Genomic DNA, 20,646 nt, shown 5'->3' on the forward strand with positions numbered 1-20,646 from the left:
AAAGACGTTGAACCTTGCTGTGCATGAATCTCCTTTCTCGCTTACACTTTTCTTACGAAGCTAATTTTATTCTTGAACCCAGACGCGGTGTGTATAGAAAAAAATAAGGTGCATGAAATTCGGCCTTATGTCCTGAGGTGAACGAAAGCCCCGCCATGATGGAAATCATGACCGATGGATCTTCCCAGGTTTTATGGATAGAACCTGATAGAGAATAGGTGAGAAGACTCAAACGGGGCTACAGGATCGGTGCGACGTTTCTCATCTTTCTCGTGATTGGGTATCCCTTACTTATTCATTATGTTAGAGCCTTCGCTCGAAATGCTGTCTCTGTTTTTGCGCCACATCCCTTATGGTGTCTTGTGACACTATCCATGTGGTTAGAGTACAACACATTAGACAATCGTCTAGTGACGGATGGAAAAAAATCTACCCGGCGGACTATAAGGGTAAATTCTGGACCGGGGGCCCAACGCATCTCGTCTATACGGAGAAAATGCCGGCGCATGTGGACATTAGAATTATGCTCAGAGACAAATTTTTGAGCCCTATTTACAAAGAATGTGAAGTAGACGATATTGTATGACGAAGTAACAAAATCTCTCAATTCAAATACTAATGTATTTATATGCCCAAACATAATAAATGGCTTATTTTCATTTACTTTTTCTGCACGCCTTTCTTGGTTTTCTTTTCCGTACATGCATTCCTTAATCAGAGACCTCCCTTCTGACGGCAGGTTTTGTGGCACGGAAACAGGAGCCGGCAGAAAATCGCCCGTAAAGAAATGATGTGCCTCTGTCGCGGACGCCGGCCCTGCGTGAATTGCCAAGAACGGGCGTCAAAAAGATGCGGTATGGAAGGATTTTATTGACATCTTAACATTTGATATACAAAATATTAGCGCACTAACTGAATGTGCCGCATCAACCCGAGCCCAGGAGAGAGCCCATGAAAGACGATGTCCAGAAACTTCGGGTTTATCTAGATCATATGCAGATTCCCTTTTACGGCACCGGAGAAGTTCGATGGTTGGAAAGCGAACCGCCAGGGTATCGGCCTTCGGATCTTCTCTCGGGTGCTCGAAGCGTTTTCTGCTTGGGGGTTCCGGTGCCAAAGGGGGTTTTTCGATCTGGAGGGCGCTCAGAGACCACCTACTGGCGCACGGCAAGTGTGATCTACCGTTTCTTGGATGCTGTTCTTGTGCGTTGTGCAGCGATCTTGGAGGAGGCTGGGGAAACGGCCGTTCCGGTTTTCGGCTGTTTTCCTTATGAGGTGAAAGGGAAAGGGGATTTCTGGGGATATCTCAACTTGGTCAAGGCTGCCGAAGCGGCGGGACTTGGAAAGATAGGCAAGAACGGAGTGTTGTTCCATCCCAAGGTCGGATGCCGCCTGTTGCTCGGCGGTATGGTGACTTCGGCGGCTCTTCCCTCGTGGCGTCTGCCGGGAGAAGCGAGAGGGTGTCCGGATAATTGTTTCGCATGCCGAGAAGCTTGCCCTGTCCAGGCCATAGACGCGCAGGGATCCGTGGATCGGCTGCGCTGTGTGCGGCATTCCATGAGGAGTCCCTTATTTATCCACCTTATGAAGAGCGGGGAAGTGGCGGATTCCGAAGCCGCTTTGATCAATCACATCAGTGCGGTGGACGATCATTCCATGTACACATGCATCGCCTGTGTGGCTGCCTGCCCTTATTGACCTTTCTTTTTCATAACGAAAAGGAGGTCCTTTTGGCTGACGACAGACTGATTTTTCTCTTATCCCGAGCGCACCACAAACTTCAGAATCACATTAAGGAACGGCTGGCCGCAGCAGGCGTTCGCCTCACCGTGGCTCAGGCCGGGATTCTTTTTCTCCTGAAGCACTTCGACGGGCGCACCATGACGGAGCTCAGCGGGGCGCTTTCCACGGACAACTCAGCGGTCACAGGCCTTGTGGATCGGCTTGAAAAACTGGGGTTCATTGTTCGACGCCCATGCCCCAAGGACCGTCGGGTTTATCGAATCCACATAACGCCGGAAGGAATCCAGGAGGTCAACAAGGCCAAGGATGTCATTCGGGCCGTCAATAAAGAAATCAAGGAAGGATTCAGCCCGGAAGAAATCGATGTTTTTCGAGCCGTTCTCAATGAAATTTTTACCAAGTTTTCGAAATGAACAAAATCTTCCATGGGATGATGGATCGGGTTGTGAGGTTTTATGACGGGAGCGGTAAGTGAGGGCCGCAGGCAACAGAGGCGCCTTTCCGTGTTTTGATGCGGACGATGATCGAAGTGGCATGGGTTTAAGTGAAAAGAAGGGAGAAGTTAAAATGGCGACCAGGGTTTACGAAAACTTGCTGGAAGTGATGCAAGGCCGTGGAGGCCCTTACGCAGGGTTGAATATTCCTGAGTTTTTTGCGCTGGTGCAGGAACTGTTTGATCCTGAGGAAGCCGAGATCAACAACGTTTTGAGCCGAAAACCGGCCTCCGTGGCGGAGATTGCCGAGCGGGCCGCAAAGAGTCCCGAAAGGGTCGTCCATATTCTGGAAAGGATGGCTCGAAAAGGCCTCTGTGGGATCGTCAAAACATCCGACGGCGTGCTTTATCGAGGAGTCCCGTTCATGCCCGGAATTTTTGAGTTCACCTTTGTCGGAGGTGGGGAAACCGAACGAGAGAAGAGAATCGCACAATTGATACACGCTTACAAAAAAGCGTATGTGGCAGCCAAAGGCATGGAAAGGATCACATATCCCGTAACGCGGGTCATCCCCGTGTTGCGAACCATCAAGGCCGGCAATATCGTTCACACGTACCATCAAGTAATCTCGTATATCGAAAAGTACGACGTCATCGGCGTTGGGGCCTGTTACTGCCGCCATGCGGCGGGGCTTCGTGGAGAGGATCTTCATGGAATGCCCGTGGATGTGTGCATGTGGTTTGGAGAGATGGCGGAAAACATCACCGAACGATTGGAAGGAAGGCGAATCAGCAAGGAGGAAGCAAAAGAAATTGTGAATCGATGTGAAGAAGCGGGACTGATTCATATGAGCCGCAACACCAGTGAGGACATCGACTTCATGTGCCACTGTGACCGCTGGCATTGTGAAGTCGTCCGTCAGGTTCTCAAACAGCCGAAGCCCGGACTTGTTTTCAATTCTGGATTTGAGCCCTCTTTTAATGCTGAAGCGTGCCTTGCCTGCGGTACATGTTTGGAACGATGCCCGGCGGAAGCCCTGACGATGGCCGAGCAAAGCGTGCCCGCGGTGGACAAGGATCGATGTTTTGGGTGCGGTGCTTGTGCTACCGGATGTCCGGAAGGGGCCATCGGTTTGGTCAACAAGCCGGCTTTTCCTGCGCCGCCGAAAACCACCAAAGACCTGGCCAAAGCCTTGAAAAAAGCGCTGGAAAGGGATGAAGCAGCTTCTCAAGGCTCATAATATGGCCATAAAAAAAAGGGATGAGGCCATCGGGCCTCATCCCCTTGATTTTCCGTGGCAGGCCAGGAGGGATTCGAACCCCCAACCCCCGGATTTGGAGTCCGGTGCTCTAGCCGTTCGAGCTACTGGCCTGCACGCCCGGACCTTATAGCGAGTCCCTTGAGGCTTGTAAAGGAAAATGTGGCCATTGGGGCCTGCAGAGCGCGGGCCGGCTGAAGCGTGAAGAAAAAAACAGGGAGCCCCGTTGCCTTCGGCACGCTTTGTGCTTAAAATAACTTAAAATTGCAAAGGAAATCCCTTAGAGGGATGGAAGGAGGGTGTGATGAAGATTAAGTACTGTAAAAAATACGAAAAGTACGTGAGCCAGCAGCATTGTGAATTTTTCAATGAAGGGGCTTCCTGTGAATTTTACAGCCCTGTGACATGGAGCAGTATCAAGGAACTGCTTCAGGACGTGAATCGTCCCAAGTGGGAAGTGAGCGAAGTCATCAAACCCTTTAAGTGCCATCTTTTGGATCGGCAATATCTGAACCAGATGAGCCGAAGGCGGCGGGAACAGCGAAAGAGGCCGACGGTCCGCGCCTAGCCCGGTTCTTTTCATTTTGCTGAAACACAAGGCTTTCTTCCATCGAAACTCCCCCCTTGATCCCCGTGTTGGGCTCATGATACGAGCATCAGGTGACGCGGCGGAATTTTAGAGGCGCCGCGGTCCGAGCCGAGGATTCTTGGAATGGGCCGTGAAGCGTCATCATGTCGGCGTGGCATGTCAAAGGAGACCGCATCGGCAAAGGGTGAAGTTTTGCCGCCGGTGCCATCCGTCAGGTCCGTGGAACGTCAGAAGGATGACCCCCTATGTTCCGAAAGCTTCTTGTGGCCAATCGTGGTGAGATCGCCATTCGAATCATGCGATCCGCTCAGGAATTAGGCATTCGCACGGTGGCGATCTATGAAGAAACGGACAAAACCGCCATGCACATCATGAAAAGTGATGAAGCGGTGTGCATCGGCGCCGGGCCTCGCAAAGATTATCTGGACATTGACCGCATCATTCAGGCGGCCAAGGCCACGGGAGCCGACGCCGTGCATCCCGGGTACGGTTTTTTGGCGGAAAATCCTTTATTTTCCAAGTGCTGCACAGATAACGGGCTGCTCTTTGTGGGCCCTCCTCCCGAAGTCATCGCCGATATGGGCAGCAAGGTCGTGGCTCGCCGCATCATGATGGAGGCGGGAATTCCCGTGATTCCAGGAACCCCTGTGCTTTCGCAAGGTGAAGCGGGAGAGAGACAGGCGGTTCGGTTTGCCGAAGAGCATGGATTTCCCGTGATGATCAAGGCGGTGGCCGGTGGAGGAGGCCGTGGAATTCGTGCGGCGCATAACCTGGATGAGCTTGTCACGGGACTGAAGCTGGCCCGGTCGGAAGCACGCATGGCCTTTGGAGACGAAAGCATTTATCTGGAAAAGGGATTGAAGAATCCTCGGCATGTGGAAGTCCAGATCCTTGCCGATCGTTTCGGATCGGTCATCCATTTAGGAACACGTAACTGTTCCATTCAACGGCGTCACCAAAAACTGGTGGAGATCGCTCCCGCCAACCTTCCTGCTCGGATTCTGGAAAGAATTTGTGCGGATGCGGTGCGCGCCGCCAAAGCGGCGCGTTATGTCAATGCCGGCACAGTGGAGTTCCTCGTTGACGAAAAGGATCAGTATTATTTCCTTGAGGTGAACACCCGTATTCAGGTGGAACACACGGTGACGGAAATGGTCACCGGTGTGGACATCGTACGGGAACAGTTGCGCATTGCCGCCGGAGAACCTTTGTCTCTAAGGCAGGAAGACATTCAGATTCGAGGCTGGTCCATCGAGTTGCGGATCAATGCGGAGGATCCTAAAAATAATTTTATGCCAAGTCCGGGACTCATTCGCGTGTATCAGTCCCCCGGAGGCCACGGTGTGCGCTTGGATGGCGCCATTTACCAGGGTTATGAAATTCCGAGGTTTTACGATTCCATGCTGGTCAAGTTGACGGTCTACGGCTTCACATGGAGGGAAGCCGTGGATCGCTTGCGTCGAGCTCTGGACGGATTCAGCATTGTGGGAGTGCCGACCACCATTCCCTTTTACAAGCAGATCGTGCAGGACCCTGATTTCATCGAACAGCGCTTCGATACCTCTTATATCGACACCCACCCGCACTTGTTGTCCTATCGCGAAGAGACCCCCCCGATGCATCGATTGGCGCGATTGATCGCCGAAATCAATGCTTACGGGTACAATCCCTATGCCCAAGATAAACCGTGAAGGACGGAGTTTTTTCATGGCCGAACGAGAACGCATCACCCCATCCATGAGCCCCCCGGAAATCCTCGCTTTTCTGCGGGAAACACCCGGCTACTTTCTGACCAACAACGAAAGGGACGTATCCCAATCGGATTTCAAATGCCGCATTCTTCCGTGGACCACGCTGCGCGTGGCCCCCTACCGGGACGATACCGGTTATTTCGCCTTTGAAATCAGCGGCGGGGCTTCGGTGCACGTGGATCTCTTGGCCAAGCAGATCAATCCCTTTGAAAAGCTGCGCCTGGTACGCCGGCGCATGCCGAACACCCTGATTCAAACCGTGTGTCGAGGGCGCAACCTGTTCGGGTACCGACCCTATCCCGACAATGTGCTGACCATGGCGGTGTCACTTTTCAGTCGCTACGTGGATGTGTGGCGTGTTTATGATTTTCTTAATCATGTTCCCAACCTGGAAGTGGTCGGGCGTGCCGTCCAAAAAGCCGGAAAACTGCTCATGCCTTCCCTTTGTTTCAGCATCGGCATCGGGCACACGGACGAGTACTACGTGAACAAAGCCCAGGAGATCGTCGAGACTTTCGGTGAAGAGATTATTTTGGGCATCAAGAACCATTCGGCTTTGGGGACACCCAGGCGCATCGCATCTCTCGTGCAGTCCCTGCGCAAGCGTTTTCCAAACCTGGTATTGGCCTATCACGGCCACAACACGGACGGCAACGATTTGGGGCGTATGGTGGCGGCCGTGGAAAGCGGTGTCAAGATCGTGGAAGTGGCCGACCACGGTTTTGGAGGAATGTTTTCTCAAGCGCCTGCCTTGAGCCTCATTCAAACTTTGCACGATTACGGCTATAAGGCTCCGGGCCTCAAGATTCAGCCCATTGTGGATGCCTCCGACCTCTTACGACGAGAACGACGTTACTACGAACGCTTTGAAACGCCGTTTCGAGGTTTCGACCCTACGGTCAAAAGACACCGCCTTACAGGAGGAGCGGCTTCCATAGCTTTTGAACAGGCGGAAAAACTGGGGCTTTTGGAACGTATTCATGAAGTTTTCAGCGAACTCATGAACGTCAACAAAGAACTGGGCAACATCTGGTCCGTGACTCCTGGAAGCCAAATCCTGTGGACTACAGCGGTGAGCAACGTGCTTCACGGCCGCTACGAGCAACCCAGTGATGATTTGAAGAATCTGCTTCTCGGCCGATACGGTCCTTTTCCTTTTTATGACCCTCAGGAATGGATTTACGAAAAGGTTCTGGAACACAAAAGACGCGATGGCAAGAAATGGTACCAAATTCTGGCAGACGAGGCGGGTCTTCAGAAACTGCCTGATGTGGACGTGGAACAAAAGAGACAGGAACTTGAGGCGCGGCTCAAAAGGCCGGTGGACGATGAAGACTTGTGCCTTTATCTTCAATTTCCCAAGGACGCTCTGGAATACTTTCGCTTTGAGGAATCCTTTGGAAAGACCTGGCTGTTGCCGCCCCAAGTTTGGTACCGGCGCGGAGGATTTCAGGACGGTGAAAAGATTCTCATTCCCGATGAACAGGGAAAGACTCACGAGATCGACATCCTGTCGACCATGCGGAAAGAAGGCGTCGTCGAAACATCCCTGTTGGTGGATTTTCATTTTCATACCTACGCCGTGCCCGTGGGCACCAAGGCTTAAAAGGCTGACCGACAAGCGGTGCGTTGGCTTGTCCGGCCCACGTGGGGTTTCAAGGCTTGGGGATTCAAGGTATGCGGGAATATGTGGATCTTTTCTTGGAATATCTTGTGGCGGAAAGACGTATGAGCCGTCACACGGTTTCGGCCTACGCCACGGATCTACGCATTCTCATGGATTTTTTGACCACGAAAGGCAGAGTTTCCTGGATAGAGGTGACCCCCCTGGATCTGGAGGCCTACCTCGTCGCGTGTGCCTCCAAAACGGCTCCCAAGACTCGATCGCGCCGGTTAGCCTCCATGCGCTCTTTTTTTCGGTTCCTTGAAGCAAGGTCCATGCTTCCCAGCAACCCGGCAGTACCCCTGTCTTTTCCCAAGACCCCGAAATCTTTGCCCAAGACACTTTCTGCGCGTCAAGTGGAAAGCTTGCTGAACGCTCCCATGACCGGGACACCCCTGGGACTTCGAGACAAAGCCATCTTGGAGCTGCTTTACGCGACAGGAATGCGCGTGGCCGAACTGACGGCCCTTACCTTCCATCAATTGAATCTCAAGGCGGGCTTTCTTGTCATTCGAGGGAAAGGAGACAAGGAACGACTTGTTCCCATGGGCCAGTGGGCTGTGGAAGCCTTGGAAACGTACTTGGAGCGCGGACGCCCTCATTTGGTGGCGGGTCGGGATACGGGGCGGGTTTTTCTAAACCATCGCGGCAAGCCCCTTTCGCGTCAAGGGATCTGGAAAATGATTCGCTCTTACGCCCGCCGCGTTGGCATTTCCGTAGATGTCAGCCCTCATGTGCTACGCCATTCTTTTGCCACGCATCTTTTACAAAACGGAGCCGACCTTAGGTCCCTGCAGATGCTGCTCGGCCATGCGGATATCAGCACCACGCAGATTTATACGCATGTGGCGCGGGAACGCTTAAAGCTCATTCATCAGCAATACCATCCTCGAGCCTGACCTGTGGCATTTATGGGCGCATGTCTGGGGTGGTCCTTTGGACGGGGGGAGATTTCCACCCCCTTGTGCACCACCGCCCAGTCCCTGCATGGCCGGCTCTTAGCCCGAAGCAACAGAAATTTTGCTAGGACACACCGGTGTGTCCGCCCGTGTGTCAAGAATCAACTTGGCCTTTTGGCACAGCCCCGTTAACATCCTTGAGCGACATTCAAGAACAAAGATTTCTCGATAATCGGCATCGGAGCTCATGCATGGAAGTGATCACCACCCATCTTAACGCCGATTTCGACGCCATGGCTTCCATGGTGGCGGCGAAAAAGCTCTATCCCGAGGCCCTTTTGGTTTTTCCCGGGTCCCAGGAAAAAAACCTGCGCGATTTTTTCGTCAACACAGCGGGCTATCTTTTTGATTTCACTAAACTCAAAGGGTTGGATCTAAACGGCATACGACGCCTCATTCTGGTGGATACACGCCAGGCTTCACGCATCGGCAAGTTTCAGGAAATCGCCCATCGCCCTGAGGTGGAGGTGCATATTTACGATCACCATCCTCAGGCGGAAGATGACATTCGAGGCTCCCTGGAAGTCATTCAGCCGGTGGGAGCGACGGTGACCCTTCTGACCCGCATCCTTCAAGAACGCGATGTGCCCATCACACCGGAAGAGGCCACCATCCTGATCCTCGGTATTTTTGAAGACACCGGCTCCTTCACCTTTTCTTCCACAACCCCGGAAGATTTTCGGGCTGCAGCCTTTCTCCTGGAACGGGGGGCTGACCTCAATCTGGTAGCCGACCTGGTCACTCGAGAACTCACCGCCGAACAGGTAGCCCTTTTGCATGAACTGCTGCATTCCGCTCGCACCTACAACATTCAGGGTGTGGAGGTGTGCATCGCCACAGTTTCCGTGGATCGTTATGTGGGTGATTTCGCCGTCCTCGTGCATAAACTCAAAGATATGGAAAATCTGGATGTGGTCTTTGCCCTGGCCCGTATGGAAGATCGCATTTATCTCGTGGCCAGAAGCCGAATTCCGGATGTGAACGTGGGGGAAATCGCCGCTTATTTCGGCGGCGGAGGCCATGCCACGGCGGCATCGGCCACGATTAAGGAACTCACGCTGATTCAGGCCGAAGACCGACTGTTTGAACTCTTGCAAAGCACCATCAAGCCTGCTGTGACAGCTCGAACCCTCATGAGTTCTCCCGTCATCACTATCGAGGCTCATGCCGACCTGGCCCAGGCGGAAGAACTTATGGTTCGGTACAATATCAATGCCATGCCCGTGCTGGAAAACGGCCGCATTGTGGGACTCATCAACCGCCAGGTGCTGGAAAAAGCCATCTACCATGGCTTGCAGGAAGAAAAAGTCAGCGAATACATGAATCCTGAATTTGCCGTCATTGATGTGAACGGTCCTCTGGTGGAAATCCAAAAGCATCTTGTGGAGCATCAGCAGCGCATTCTTCCCGTCATGGACGGAGAAAATCTGGTAGGCGTCATCACACGTCGCGACCTTCTGAACCATTTGATCACGGATCGTTCCAGAGAACCGACAGCGCTTAAGGACGATTTGGGAACCGGTTCTTGGGGCAGACAGAAGAATATTGTTGGAATTATGGCCGAGCAGTTGCCCAAGGAGATCATCGAACTGCTGCGATCCTTGGGGGAACATGCTCAGGCCATGGGGTATAAGGTCTACGCGGTCGGAGGGTTCATACGGGACCTTCTATTGCGCCGTCCTAATCTGGACATCGATGTGGTGGTGGAAGGGGATGGCATTTCCTTTGCCCGCACGTTTGCTGAAAAGGAGGGCATTCGAGCTCGTTGCCACAAGAAATTCAACACGGCGGTATTGATCTTTCCCAACGACTTGAAAGTGGACGTGGCCACCGCCCGCCTAGAGTACTATCAATATCCCGCCGCCTTGCCCATCGTGCAGTTCGGATCCCTCAAGATGGATCTCTACCGGCGCGACTTTACCATCAACACCCTGGCTGTGGCCCTCAACCCCAAGGAGTTTGGAACCCTCATCGATTTCTTCGGAGGCCAAAAAGACCTGAAGGAAAAGGCCATTCGTGTGCTGCATAACCTCAGTTTTGTGGAAGATCCCACGCGGATTCTTCGAGCCATTCGATTTGAACAGCGCTTTGGGTTTCGTGTCGGCAAACAGACGGCCAGTCTTATGCGCAATGCCGTGAAGATGGGGCTGATCGACCGACTGGGCGGACAACGACTCTTTCACGAATTGCAACACATCTTCATGGAAGAAGACCCGCTGCCGGCTTTACGTCGTCTAGGGGAATTCGGGGTCATGGAGGCCTTATGCCCCAGAGCCTGCTTTGATGCCAAAGGGGAACAACTCTTTATCAGGATCAAGGAAGTCATTCTCTGGTATAAACTCAGCTTTTTGGACGAACCTTTGGAAGCGTGGCGAGTGTACTTTTTAGGCTTTTTGTCCCGCGTCAAACCCGCCGACTTGCCGAGCGTGCTGGCCCGGCTGGATCTGCCTCAGAATGCCAGGGAAAGAATAGTCTGGGCATTTCAAAAAGTTAACGATGTGCTCAACGACTTTTTGCGTTTGCCTGCCATGCGTCCCAGTGATATCTATCGGGCGCTTCAGCCGTATGGTGCGGAGGAACTGCTGTTCATGATGGCGAGGACCACCCGTGAAGAGGTGAAGCGTGCGGTCAGTTATTATCTGCATCGATACCGCTATGTGAAGCCCCATATTGGAGGCAAGGACCTCAAGGCCATGGGGCTTCCTCCGGGACCTCTTTACACGAAGATTCTTACGGCCGTACGGGACGCCAAACTCAACGGAGAGGTGAAGACGCTGGAAGACGAATATCGTTTGGCTCGAACCATGGCGGCGGCAGAAGAAGCAAAGGAAAGGCAAAGTGCAGGAAATTCTTAAGGACATTTGTATCTATGCTGTGCCGCTGCTCTTGGCGGTGGTGAGTCATGAAGTGGCTCACGGGTGGGTGGCGGAAAAACTGGGGGATCCCACGGCTCGGCTTCTGGGACGCATATCCCTGAATCCCTTGGTGCACATCGATCTGGTAGGCACCGTGATCCTTCCCCTGGTCCTGCTGGTCACGAACGCTCCGTTTCTTTTTGGATGGGCGAAGCCTGTGCCGGTGCAGTTCCACCGCCTGCATGGAGGCCGCAAAGCGATGGCCTGGGTGGCTCTGGCCGGACCTTTAACCAACCTCATGTTGGCGGCTGCCAGCGCTTTGGTGTATCGAATCGTGGTTTTGCTTTTCAGCACAGGGTTGGGCTCGGGCTTTTGGGGCCTTCTTTTGCATCCTTTGTTTCACATGGCCCGATTTTCCGTGGTGTTTAATCTCGTGCTCATGGCGGTCAATCTGTTTCCGGTGCCACCTTTGGACGGCGGGCGGGTGTTGACGGGGCTTTTGCCCCGCAGTCTGGCGCTTCAGGTGGCTCGTCTGGAACGCTACGGCATGATCATCGTCATGATTTTTGTCATCACCGGTTGGTGGGGATATATGCTGCGGCCGGTGGTCAATCTTTTCGCAAGAATTTTGCTCTAGACCGAAGCCCGTCGCCGGCGGGCGTGAAGCGTTTTGAGAGACATTGGGCGTAGGAGATCAATCAAAAAAGCCGATCAACGCAGGAGGTGAAAGGTTTGATGAACAAGGACAAGCGGATTCTGAGCGGCATGCGTCCCACGGGGCGTCTACACTTGGGAAACCTTCACGGGGCGTTGAAAAATTGGATTCAGCTTCAGGATCAGTATGATTGCTATTTTTTCGTAGCGGATTGGCATGCTTTGACCACGGATTATGCAGACCCGGGAGCGATTCGCCAGAACACGTGGGACATGATTTTGGATTGGTTCGCCGCCGGATTGGATCCGCACAAGGCCGTGGTTTTCATTCAATCTCGGGTCAAGGAACATGCGGAACTGTATCTGCTTCTGGGTATGATCACACCGCTGGCTTGGTTGGAACGGAACCCCACCTACAAGGAACTGCAGCAACAACTGGACACAAAAGATCTTTCCACCTACGGCTTTCTGGGATATCCGGTACTGCAGGCGGCGGACATCATCATTTACAGGGCTCACGGGGTCCCCGTGGGCAAAGACCAGCTGCCTCATGTGGAATTGACTCGGGAGATCGCCAGAAGGTTCAATTTTATTTACAATCGAGAAGTCTTTCCTATTCCGGACGCTTTGCTCACGGAAGCTCCAGTCTTGCCGGGAACCGACGGGCGAAAGATGAGCAAGAGTTATGGGAACTGCATCTATATCTCGGAACCCGAGGAATCCATTCGTCGAAAAATTCTGCAGATGATGACGGATCCGGCTCGAGCCCGTCGCACAGACCCAGGAGATCCTGAAAAGTGCCCTGTGTTTGATTACCATAAGCTCTATTCCACACCCGAAGAAATCGCTCAGGTGACACAAGGATGCCGCACGGCCGGCATCGGATGTGTTGACTGCAAGAAAATCCTTCTAGTTCACGTCCTGGATCAGTTGGCTCCCATTTGGGAAAAAAGGCAAGCTTTGGAAAAGGACATGGACGCCGTCAAGGCCTCCGTCCAGGAAGGCATCGAAAAGGCGGCTCAAGAAGCTCGAAAAACCATGGAACTCGTGCTGGAGACGGTCGGATTAGGAAACCATGCCTAACACTCGGCCACCGAACACATCATCGTCTCCCATGCGGTTGCACAAATTTATCGCGCAGGCAGGTCTTGCATCACGACGCAAGGCGGAGACCTGGATCGCTCAAGGGCGTGTTTGGGTCAACGGGGAGATGGTTACCGTTCCGGGCATCTCAGTGGACCCACATCGAGATGAGGTGTGTGTGGACGGGCATGTGGTGAAGCTTCCGGAAACCAGGGAGGTTCTTCTCTTTCACAAGCCCAGATGGTGTCTGACCACGGCCAAGGATCCTCGAGGACGCCCGACGGTCATGGATTACCTTCAGGGACTTTCAGTGCGAGTCTTTCCCGTAGGGCGCTTGGACTGGGATGCTTCCGGCGCCCTGATTTTGACCAATGACGGGGATTTGGCGAACCGACTGATGCATCCGCGATATGGAGTGCCCAAGGTGTATCGGGTTGAGGTTCACGGAACCCCTACGGAAGAACAATTGGAAGCATTACGGCGCGGTGTTCGCTTAAGAGAAGGGGTGACGGCTCCGGCACACGTTCAACTTATGAGGCGTTTTTCGGAATCTGCATGGTTGGAAATCACGCTGCATCAAGGATGGTACCGGCAGATCAAACGCATGGGCGAAGCCGTGGGACTCCCTGTTTTGAAAATTCATCGAACGGCCTATGGTCCGATTCGTTTGGGCCGTTTGCCTGCCGGACACTGGAGGCGGCTCTCGGACCAGGAACTTTATCTTCTGCGAAAAGCGGTGCAACGGTCATCCTTAGATAGACTGGAAGACGGGCTCGCTCATGATGTTTAGAAAACACACTCAAAGCCGTTCCGAAAAAACGGCATCCCTTTTCAGGCCTCGCAGGAAAAAGTCTGGAAGTTCAGCGACGTTCAAGGTGATGGCGGCCTCCCTTGCAGGGCTTGCCATTCTTGTTTCGGCGGGCAGCTATTGGAATCTGCTGGATCCTGTTTTGGCCAAGCTTCCTGTCCCTCATCGACTGCAGGCCATCGAGTTGGAAGTCAACGGGAATCTGGAAGAAATGCTTGCAGACACGGAAAAGGTGTTCAATCCGCGTGATGCCGTGCGACTTCTCGGTGTGAAAACCGACGGCTGGTTTTCCTGGGGTGTCAAGGTGGTGAGTGCCGATGTGGACTTTCGGCAATGGACGAAAAAGCCTGAAGTCTTAAGGGACCTCATGCCGGAAGAAAGCTTTGAAACCCCGAAGAGGCTGAATTTAGAAGTCATTTGGATGGGAAAATCTCTGGGAGGGGTTCGGCTTCTGGTCCAATTGGATGCGAAAGATTGGCTGTCCAAGGCTCAGGAAGCGGGAAGCAGGGAAGAAAGGATTCGTTACTTGGAAAGAGTATTGGAAGCCGATCCGCGCAACGTGCTTGTCAAGACCCAATTGGCCGGTTTGTATGCGGAAGCCGGCCGTGACGGCGATGCGGAAAGACTCTACGAAGAGGTGTTGGAACTTGGGCGTTCCCGACCCGTTCTGGAAAGGCTTATCGCCGTTTACAAGAAAGAGAAGAAATATGCGAACGCCGTGGAAGCCTCTCTGGATTTGTTAGAGCTCGCCAATGACCCGCAGGTGTTTCAGGATGTGGTGCGTTACCTGCAAAACCAGGTGCCCACGAAGGAAGCCTTGAAGCTTCTCAAGCAGTATACGTCCAAGGTGCCCGGTGCCTATCGTGGTTCATGGCATTTGGTGCGAGCGGATTTGGCCACCAAGGCCGAAAGCTGGGCGGAAGCCGCTCAGGCTTACGAAAGCGCCATGGCGGCCGGGGTTCGAGATCCCAATATTCACTACAATCTTTCCGTGGTTCGAACGAAATCGGGCGATCTGGATCAAGCGGCCCAAGATTTGGAAAAATACTTGAAAGCCAATCCCGGCGATGTAACCAATTGGTTAAAGCTTGCCGCCATGTACGAAAAAGCCGGCGAGGAGTCCAAAGCCTTGAAGGTTTATCAGGACCTAGTGGCCAAGAACCCTTCAGAAAAACGAGCCCTGGTTCGGCTGGCAGCCCTTTTGGAAAAATCCGGGGACAAAAACGAACTGCTCAAGGTGTACCAAAACCTGGCGCAGCTGGAGCCTCAGGACCGAGTGATTCAATGGAACCTGGCCATGCTGCTTTACGACACCAAACAATGGGACAAGGCCACAGCGGCTTTTGAAAAATGCGCGGCTCTTTCGCCGGATGATCCCAAGCCTTTGAAATACCTTCTGGATCTTTATCAAAAGAGTAAGAATGCATCCAAGCAGATGGAAGTGCTACAAAAGCTTATTGCCTTGGATAAGGATAACCTAGCTTACTATGATGCTTTGTTTGTTTTGTATGATCAGGCCAAGAACTACGATGCCATCATCAAGGTCTTTGAAGAAGCGTCAAAAAAGTATCCTAAAGTGACGGCTTTTCACCAGTACCTTCTCTACGGAGCCCTCAAGAAGGGCCAAAAACAAAAGGCGTTGGAGGCTTTGGAAGAACTGTGCCGTCTGGAACCCAAGGAAGTCAAATACTTCAAGCAGGCGGCGCAGATTCATGAAAGCCTTGGGCAATTCAGCAAAGCCTTGGAAAAGATTAAACGCGTGTTGGAAATCAATCCCAACGATGCAGCGGCCAAGGACGATTACATTCGCCTGCGGCTTCTCCTGGCGGCGCCCAAGAAGACCGGCTTTTTCTATTGCACGGAAAAGCCGATTCGTGTATAAGGGCTGGAAATTGGGCGGGTAACTCAGCGGTGAGAGTGCCATCCTCACACGGTGGAAGTCGAGGGTTCGAATCCCCCCCCGCCCACCACGCATGAAACGTCCTGGCTTCGGCGTCGCCGAGGCTTTTTTTATGCGCTATGGCTGGAGAAGCTTCAAGGGCACCTTGTGACAACAAACGACGAGGAGCCGACATATGCATGGGGGACGAAGCTTTGGCAGGGTGTGGGCTTGGTTGTTGGCCTTGAGCCTTTTCTTGGGGGCTGCCACGGGTTGCAACACGGTCAAGGGCATCGGGAAGGACATTCGGTCTTTGGGGGGAGCCATCGAAAGATCGGCGGATGGCGCCAAGTAAACCATCTCTTGCGGTTAGGCCATAACAAAGCCCTTACGTTGTTTTTTGTAGGAGGGTGTGTGCGCCTCGAAAACATGCCCTTGTGGTGTGATTTGGGGCGAACCCATAGGTCCGATCCTACGGGTTCCGGGGTGGCCCATGGCCTATGGGGTTGGCATGACCGAGGGGATGGATATGAAGGGCGGACACAGAGGTCCGCCCCTCGAGGATGGAAAAGGGAAGGTGGTTGGGTGATCAAGGCCGCTCGGCTCTCGACAAAAAGCTAGCGAGGGCCGGTGGGAAGAAAACTTTCTTCACCCAGCATGGTAAACGGTGATTTGCCGTCCGGAACACCTGTCTTGTAGTCAAAGATTCCTTCCACCAAACTGTTCACATGCTTGTAGAGCACCCTCAAGGGGATGTTCGACGGGCATGTTTCCTCACACATTCCACAATCAATGCATCGACCGGCCATGTGCACCGCTCGAACCAAATGAAAGGATGTATCCGGAGGCAGTTTTCCTGCGGGAATGAGTTCCTTGTGTTCCAGGCTGCATTCGGTGCAGAAGCACACAGGGCACACGTCTCGGCATCCATAACAGCGAATGCAGCGGTTGAAATGGCCCAGCCACCAGGCCAGCCTTTCTGTGTCGGGCATGGCTTCCAGTTCCTGAAGCCGCCGGCTCTGTGACACGGGCTTGGGAGCTTCCCCATAATCCAAGTGATCCGGGTAGGGCTTGGAACACTCGCACGAAAAGGCGAGATCCTGCGGGCAAGCATGCCCTACGATCACCACCTTGTCAGGTTGAAGCTGGTTCCATTTGAAGAGTTCGTAAAGAGACCTTTCCTCGCAGCCACGAACCAGCACACCGAAAGTTTTGTCCGGATATTGTCGTGCCTGGGCCAACAGAAGCTTAGTGACGGGATAACGAGCCTTGAACGGCTGCCACGTTTCCAAGGTGTTCAGGTCGTCCTTGGTAAAAACAGCGGGGAAAGGCAGCCCGTGGACCGTTTTGTAAGCGATAAAGGCGTCCACGCGACCTTCTTCCAGTAATTGTCGAACTTTGGTCTTCATGAGATCCATCCTGTGCGCTGAACGTGTGGTATCGTCTAAAGGCCCAATGCCAGCCGCGGACTCGCTTCAAAGGACGGCGCAGGTCCCAAGGAGCGTATTTTCTCGGTAAAATCCCGCACCACTTCAGCGAATTTGATGCCTTCGGCCGAGGAGATCCATTCCAGACGGAACCTTTCCGGATTGTAGCCGGAAAATCGAATCAGTTCCTGCACGAATTTCATGCGTTTCAAGGTCATGTAGTTCCCTTTGAGATAGTGGCAGTCGCCGATATGGCATCCTGCCACCAGAACACCGTCGGCACCACGTTGAAAGGCATGAATGACGTGATGAGGGGACACGGTGCCGGAACACATCACGCGCACGACACGCACGTTCGGCGGGTATTGAAACCGACTCACCCCCGCCAGGTCCGCCCCGGCGTAGCTGCACCAGTTGCACAAGATTGCCAAAATTCTCGGTTCAAAGCGTTCCGCCATGATTCCGTCTCCTGCCTACGGTCTAGGCGCTGAGGGCCTCGTCGATTTGGGTATAGAGCTGCAGGTGCGAAAATCCCAGCAGCGTGATGGCTTCCGAAGGACATGTGGCCGCACAGGTGCCGCAGCCTTTGCACAGAGCCTGGTTCACTTCGCATTTAGCTTCCTGTTCCAGGTAACTGATGGCACCGAAAGGACAGCACTGCACACAACCCTGACAGCCGCAGCACAGATCCTTGTTGACCACCGCCACCACACCTCCTGCCAGGATCGAGTCCTTGGCCAGCACGGTGGCGGCTCGAGCCGCTGCCGCTTTCGCCTGCGCGATGCATTCTTCGGTCGGCTTCGGGAAATGAGCCAAGCCGGCGATAAAGACACCGTCCGTGGCGAAATCCACGGGGCGCAGTTTGGCGTGGGCTTCAAGGAAGAATCCATCGGCATTGAGAGGTACCTTGAACATTTTGGCCAGTTCGTCGGCTTCCGAGGTGCGCGTGACGATGGCGGAAGCCAGAGTGAGAATATCCGGTTTCAGGATGATCGGCCGTCGGAGAATATGATCCACGACAGTCACCGTGAGTGTTCCATCGGGGGCCACCTGGACCTGGGGTTTGTTTTCCAGGTCGAATCGAATGAAGAGCACACCCCGAGCTCGAGCTTCCTTGTAGAGATTCTCTCTGAGTCCGAAGGTGCGAATATCGCGGTACAAAACGTAAACATCCAGATCCGGATTGAGTTTTTTCAACCGCAAAGCGTTTTCGATGGAATGGCTGCAGCACACTCGACTGCAATACGGTCTTTCAGGTTCCCGGGATCCAACGCATTGGATAAACACGGCCGAATTGGCATTGGTGATGCGAGGATCTCTTTGGCTGATAGCTTGATCCAGATCCAGGTTCAGAAAGATCCGATCGCTCTGTCCATAACCGTATTCCGTAGGTTTCAGAGAGTGGGCGCCGATGGCCAAAATGGCGACCCCGTGATCGATTTCCTTGAGGGAACCGCCCACGTCCAGCACCGTATGGAAGTTCCCAACAAAGCCCTGAACATCGCGAATCTGGGCGTTGGTGAGCACCGTGATGCGTGGATGGTCAATGACCCTTTGAATGAGTTCATCCAAATACGGGGCGATGGGCTGACCGTCCCAGGTGGAATAGAGCTTACGGCCATGACCGCCCAGAACATCTTTGCGTTCCACAAGTGTCACCGGATAACCCTGATCGGCCAAGGCCAAAGCGGCCGTCATGCCGGCGATACCCCCGCCGACCACGAGTCCCGATTTCGTCACGTTTAGTTGAATTTCACCGAGCGGTTGCTGCAAAGCCACCTTGGCCACCGCCATTCGAACCATGTCTTTGGCTTTTTCCGTGGCGGCTTCCGGCTCGTTCATGTGCACCCAGGAACCCTGGTTTCGAATGTTGGCCATTTCAAAGAGATACTTGTTCAGTCCGGCCTGTTTCAGGGTTTCCTGGAAAAGAGGTTCGTGGGTTCTTGGAGAGCAGGCAGCCACAACGATGCGATTCAGGTTGTGTTCCTGAATGACCTGCTTCATTTTGTCCTGTGTATCCTGAGCGCAGGTGAACAGATTGCGCTCCACATAAACCACGGAAGGTAGTGTTTCCGCGTACCGGGCCACGGCTTCCACGTCAATGACACCGGCGATGTTGACACCGCAGTGGCAGACAAAGACGCCCACACGAGGTTCTTCGGCTGCCACATCCTTTTCGGTAAGAACCGGCGGTTTTTGGGTGAGGGTGTTGCGGGCCGGCGCCAGCAAGGCTCCTGAATCGGCGGCCGCTGCCGAAGCTTCCATGACGGATAAAGGAATGTCTTTGGGGCTTTGAAAAACACCGCACACATAAATGCCGGTTCGGGATGTTTGCACGGGTTCAAAGGGTGACGTGGCCGCAAAGCGACCGTCTCCGATGTCAATCCCCAAGGATTCGGCCAGTTTCAAAGTGTCTTTGGAAACCTGAAGTCCCACGGAAAGAACCACCAGGTTGAACACTTCTTCCACCAGCGTTCCATCTTCGGCAACGTATTGAATGGCCAGATCATCCGTACCGGGTACGGGATCCACGCTGTGCACGCGGGAACGAATAAAGCGCACTCCTTTTTCCCGTTCCGCCCTTTCATAGTACTTGTCGAAATCCTTGCCCGGCGTGCGCATGTCCATAAAGAAGATCGCCGTATCCAAACCTTCACCCGCGTGTTCCTTGGCGATAACCGCTTCCTTAATGGCGTACATGCAACAGACGGCGGAGCAATAACCATTGTCGCAGTGGTGAATGTCCCGGGAACCAACGCACTGAAGCCAGGCAATCTTTTTGGGTTCTTCATGGTCACTGGGACGCACCAGATGGCCTTCGAACGGTCCTGATGAGGAAAGAATCCGTTCAAATTCCATAGAAGTGATCACATTAGGATGTTTGGTGTAATTGTAAGTATCGTAGATTTTGGGATCGAACGGTTCAAATCCAGGAGCCAGAATGATGCTGCCCACCTCGAGAGTGAATTCCCGGTCCTTATCGTCGAAATTCACCGCTTGGGTCGGGCAGAATTTTTCGCAGGCGCGGCATTTGCCTTTTTCAAAGTAGATACAGTGATCCTTGTCAATCACATACTTTAAGGGGACGGCCTGGGGAAACTTGACATAGGCCGCCTTGCGCTTGCCAAGGCCTGCGTTGTATTCGTCATCGACCTTGCGAGGACATTTTTCCGCGCAGGTGCCGCAGGCGATACACTTGTCCATGTCGATGTAGCGGGCTTTTTGGAAAATAGTCGCCTGAAAGTGACCCGCTTCACCCTTGACGTCTTTAACTTCGGAAAGCGTGTGAATTTGAATGTTCAGATGCCGGCCGACCTCGACCAGTTTGGGTGACAGAATTCACATGGCGCAGTCATCGGTGGGAAATGTTTTATCCAGCATACTCATGGCCCCACCGATGGCCGAAGTCTTTTCAATCAGATGGACGAAATATCCCGAATCGGCCAAATCCAAGGCTGCCTGGACGCCGGCGATGCCGCCCCCCACCACCATGACGGATCCGATAGGGTTTGAAGAGCTCAATTGCGTCGCATTGCTCATGAT

16 protein-coding genes and 2 tRNA genes are annotated in these 20,646 nt (G+C 53.4%); 14 read left to right on the plus strand and 4 right to left on the minus strand.

All coding sequences use genetic code 11. The annotated features are described in order from the left end of the window. The first annotated feature begins 951 nt into the window (after window positions 1–951). The 3 genes from WHS46_12110 to WHS46_12120 all read left to right on the plus strand — a co-directional run bounded on the left by WHS46_12110 (window position 952) and on the right by WHS46_12120 (window position 3,417). Window positions 952–1,698, plus strand: coding sequence for a hypothetical protein (locus tag WHS46_12110; GenBank protein ID MEJ5349419.1), 747 nt, complete (start codon window positions 952–954; stop codon window positions 1,696–1,698). 32 nt (window positions 1,699–1,730) lie between these two features. After that, the gene (locus tag WHS46_12115) at window positions 1,731–2,156 is read left to right on the plus strand and encodes a MarR family transcriptional regulator (GenBank protein ID MEJ5349420.1); all 426 of its coding nucleotides are present in this window, start codon (window positions 1,731–1,733) and stop codon (window positions 2,154–2,156) included. A 154-nt stretch (window positions 2,157–2,310) separates the two neighbouring features. After that, window positions 2,311–3,417, plus strand: coding sequence for a 4Fe-4S binding protein (locus WHS46_12120; GenBank protein ID MEJ5349421.1), 1,107 nt, complete (start codon window positions 2,311–2,313; stop codon window positions 3,415–3,417). A 55-nt stretch (window positions 3,418–3,472) separates the two neighbouring features. Here WHS46_12120 and WHS46_12125 read toward each other — a convergent pair. Continuing rightward, window positions 3,473–3,549, minus strand: a tRNA-Trp gene (locus WHS46_12125). Between the two features lie 190 nt (window positions 3,550–3,739). Here WHS46_12125 and WHS46_12130 point away from each other — a divergent pair. The 11 genes from WHS46_12130 (at window position 3,740) to WHS46_12180 (ending at window position 16,031) form a co-directional block, all read left to right on the plus strand. Next, entirely contained in the window at window positions 3,740–4,003 is a 264-nt protein-coding gene (locus tag WHS46_12130) for a hypothetical protein (protein MEJ5349422.1), read from the plus strand. A gap of 266 nt (window positions 4,004–4,269) precedes the next feature. Next, entirely contained in the window at window positions 4,270–5,715 is a 1,446-nt protein-coding gene (locus WHS46_12135; protein MEJ5349423.1) for an acetyl-CoA carboxylase biotin carboxylase subunit, read from the plus strand. 16 nt (window positions 5,716–5,731) lie between these two features. Further along, entirely contained in the window at window positions 5,732–7,381 is a 1,650-nt protein-coding gene (locus WHS46_12140; protein MEJ5349424.1) for a pyruvate carboxylase, read from the plus strand. Between the two features lie 71 nt (window positions 7,382–7,452). Continuing rightward, on the plus strand, window positions 7,453–8,337 hold the full coding sequence (xerD, locus tag WHS46_12145) for a site-specific tyrosine recombinase XerD (protein ID MEJ5349425.1): 885 nt from the start codon (window positions 7,453–7,455) through the stop codon (window positions 8,335–8,337). Window positions 8,338–8,588: 251 nt separating this feature from the next. Further along, complete coding sequence (locus WHS46_12150; GenBank protein ID MEJ5349426.1) at window positions 8,589–11,252, plus strand: CBS domain-containing protein; 2,664 nt, start codon at window positions 8,589–8,591, stop codon at window positions 11,250–11,252. Beyond that, window positions 11,236–11,889 carry a site-2 protease family protein gene (locus WHS46_12155; protein MEJ5349427.1) on the plus strand — a complete coding sequence of 218 codons (654 nt, stop codon included), beginning with the start codon at window positions 11,236–11,238 and terminating at the stop codon, window positions 11,887–11,889. Before WHS46_12150 ends, WHS46_12155 begins: the two co-directional genes overlap by 17 nt. A gap of 98 nt (window positions 11,890–11,987) precedes the next feature. Beyond that, window positions 11,988–12,989, plus strand: coding sequence for a tryptophan--tRNA ligase (trpS, locus tag WHS46_12160; GenBank protein ID MEJ5349428.1), 1,002 nt, complete (start codon window positions 11,988–11,990; stop codon window positions 12,987–12,989). Then, window positions 12,982–13,779, plus strand: a complete 798-nt coding sequence (locus WHS46_12165) for a pseudouridine synthase (protein MEJ5349429.1) — start codon at window positions 12,982–12,984, stop codon at window positions 13,777–13,779. The genes trpS and WHS46_12165 overlap by 8 nt, the downstream gene beginning before the upstream one ends. Then, window positions 13,769–15,679, plus strand: a complete 1,911-nt coding sequence (locus tag WHS46_12170) for a tetratricopeptide repeat protein (protein MEJ5349430.1) — start codon at window positions 13,769–13,771, stop codon at window positions 15,677–15,679. The genes WHS46_12165 and WHS46_12170 overlap by 11 nt, the downstream gene beginning before the upstream one ends. 12 nt (window positions 15,680–15,691) lie before the next feature. Continuing rightward, a tRNA-Val gene (locus WHS46_12175) sits at window positions 15,692–15,767 on the plus strand. 105 nt (window positions 15,768–15,872) lie between these two features. Next, window positions 15,873–16,031 carry an entericidin A/B family lipoprotein gene (locus WHS46_12180; protein MEJ5349431.1) on the plus strand — a complete coding sequence of 53 codons (159 nt, stop codon included), beginning with the start codon at window positions 15,873–15,875 and terminating at the stop codon, window positions 16,029–16,031. 262 nt (window positions 16,032–16,293) lie between these two features. On the opposite strand, the gene WHS46_12185 is transcribed toward WHS46_12180, so the two are convergent. From WHS46_12185 to WHS46_12195, 3 genes are read right to left on the minus strand one after another with little or no spacing between them, the layout of a single operon-like run. Next, complete coding sequence (locus WHS46_12185) at window positions 16,294–17,085, minus strand: 4Fe-4S dicluster domain-containing protein (GenBank protein ID MEJ5349432.1); 792 nt, start codon at window positions 17,083–17,085, stop codon at window positions 16,294–16,296. A gap of 35 nt (window positions 17,086–17,120) precedes the next feature. Then, window positions 17,121–17,561, minus strand: coding sequence for a hydrogenase iron-sulfur subunit (locus WHS46_12190; protein MEJ5349433.1), 441 nt, complete (start codon window positions 17,559–17,561; stop codon window positions 17,121–17,123). 22 nt (window positions 17,562–17,583) lie between these two features. Beyond that, window positions 17,584–20,643, minus strand: coding sequence for an FAD-dependent oxidoreductase (locus tag WHS46_12195; GenBank protein MEJ5349434.1), 3,060 nt, complete (start codon window positions 20,641–20,643; stop codon window positions 17,584–17,586). Window positions 20,644–20,646 lie beyond the last annotated feature (3 nt).

Source organism: Desulfosoma sp., assembly GCA_037481875.1.
Lineage (GTDB): Bacteria > Desulfobacterota > Syntrophobacteria > Syntrophobacterales > DSM-9756 > Desulfosoma.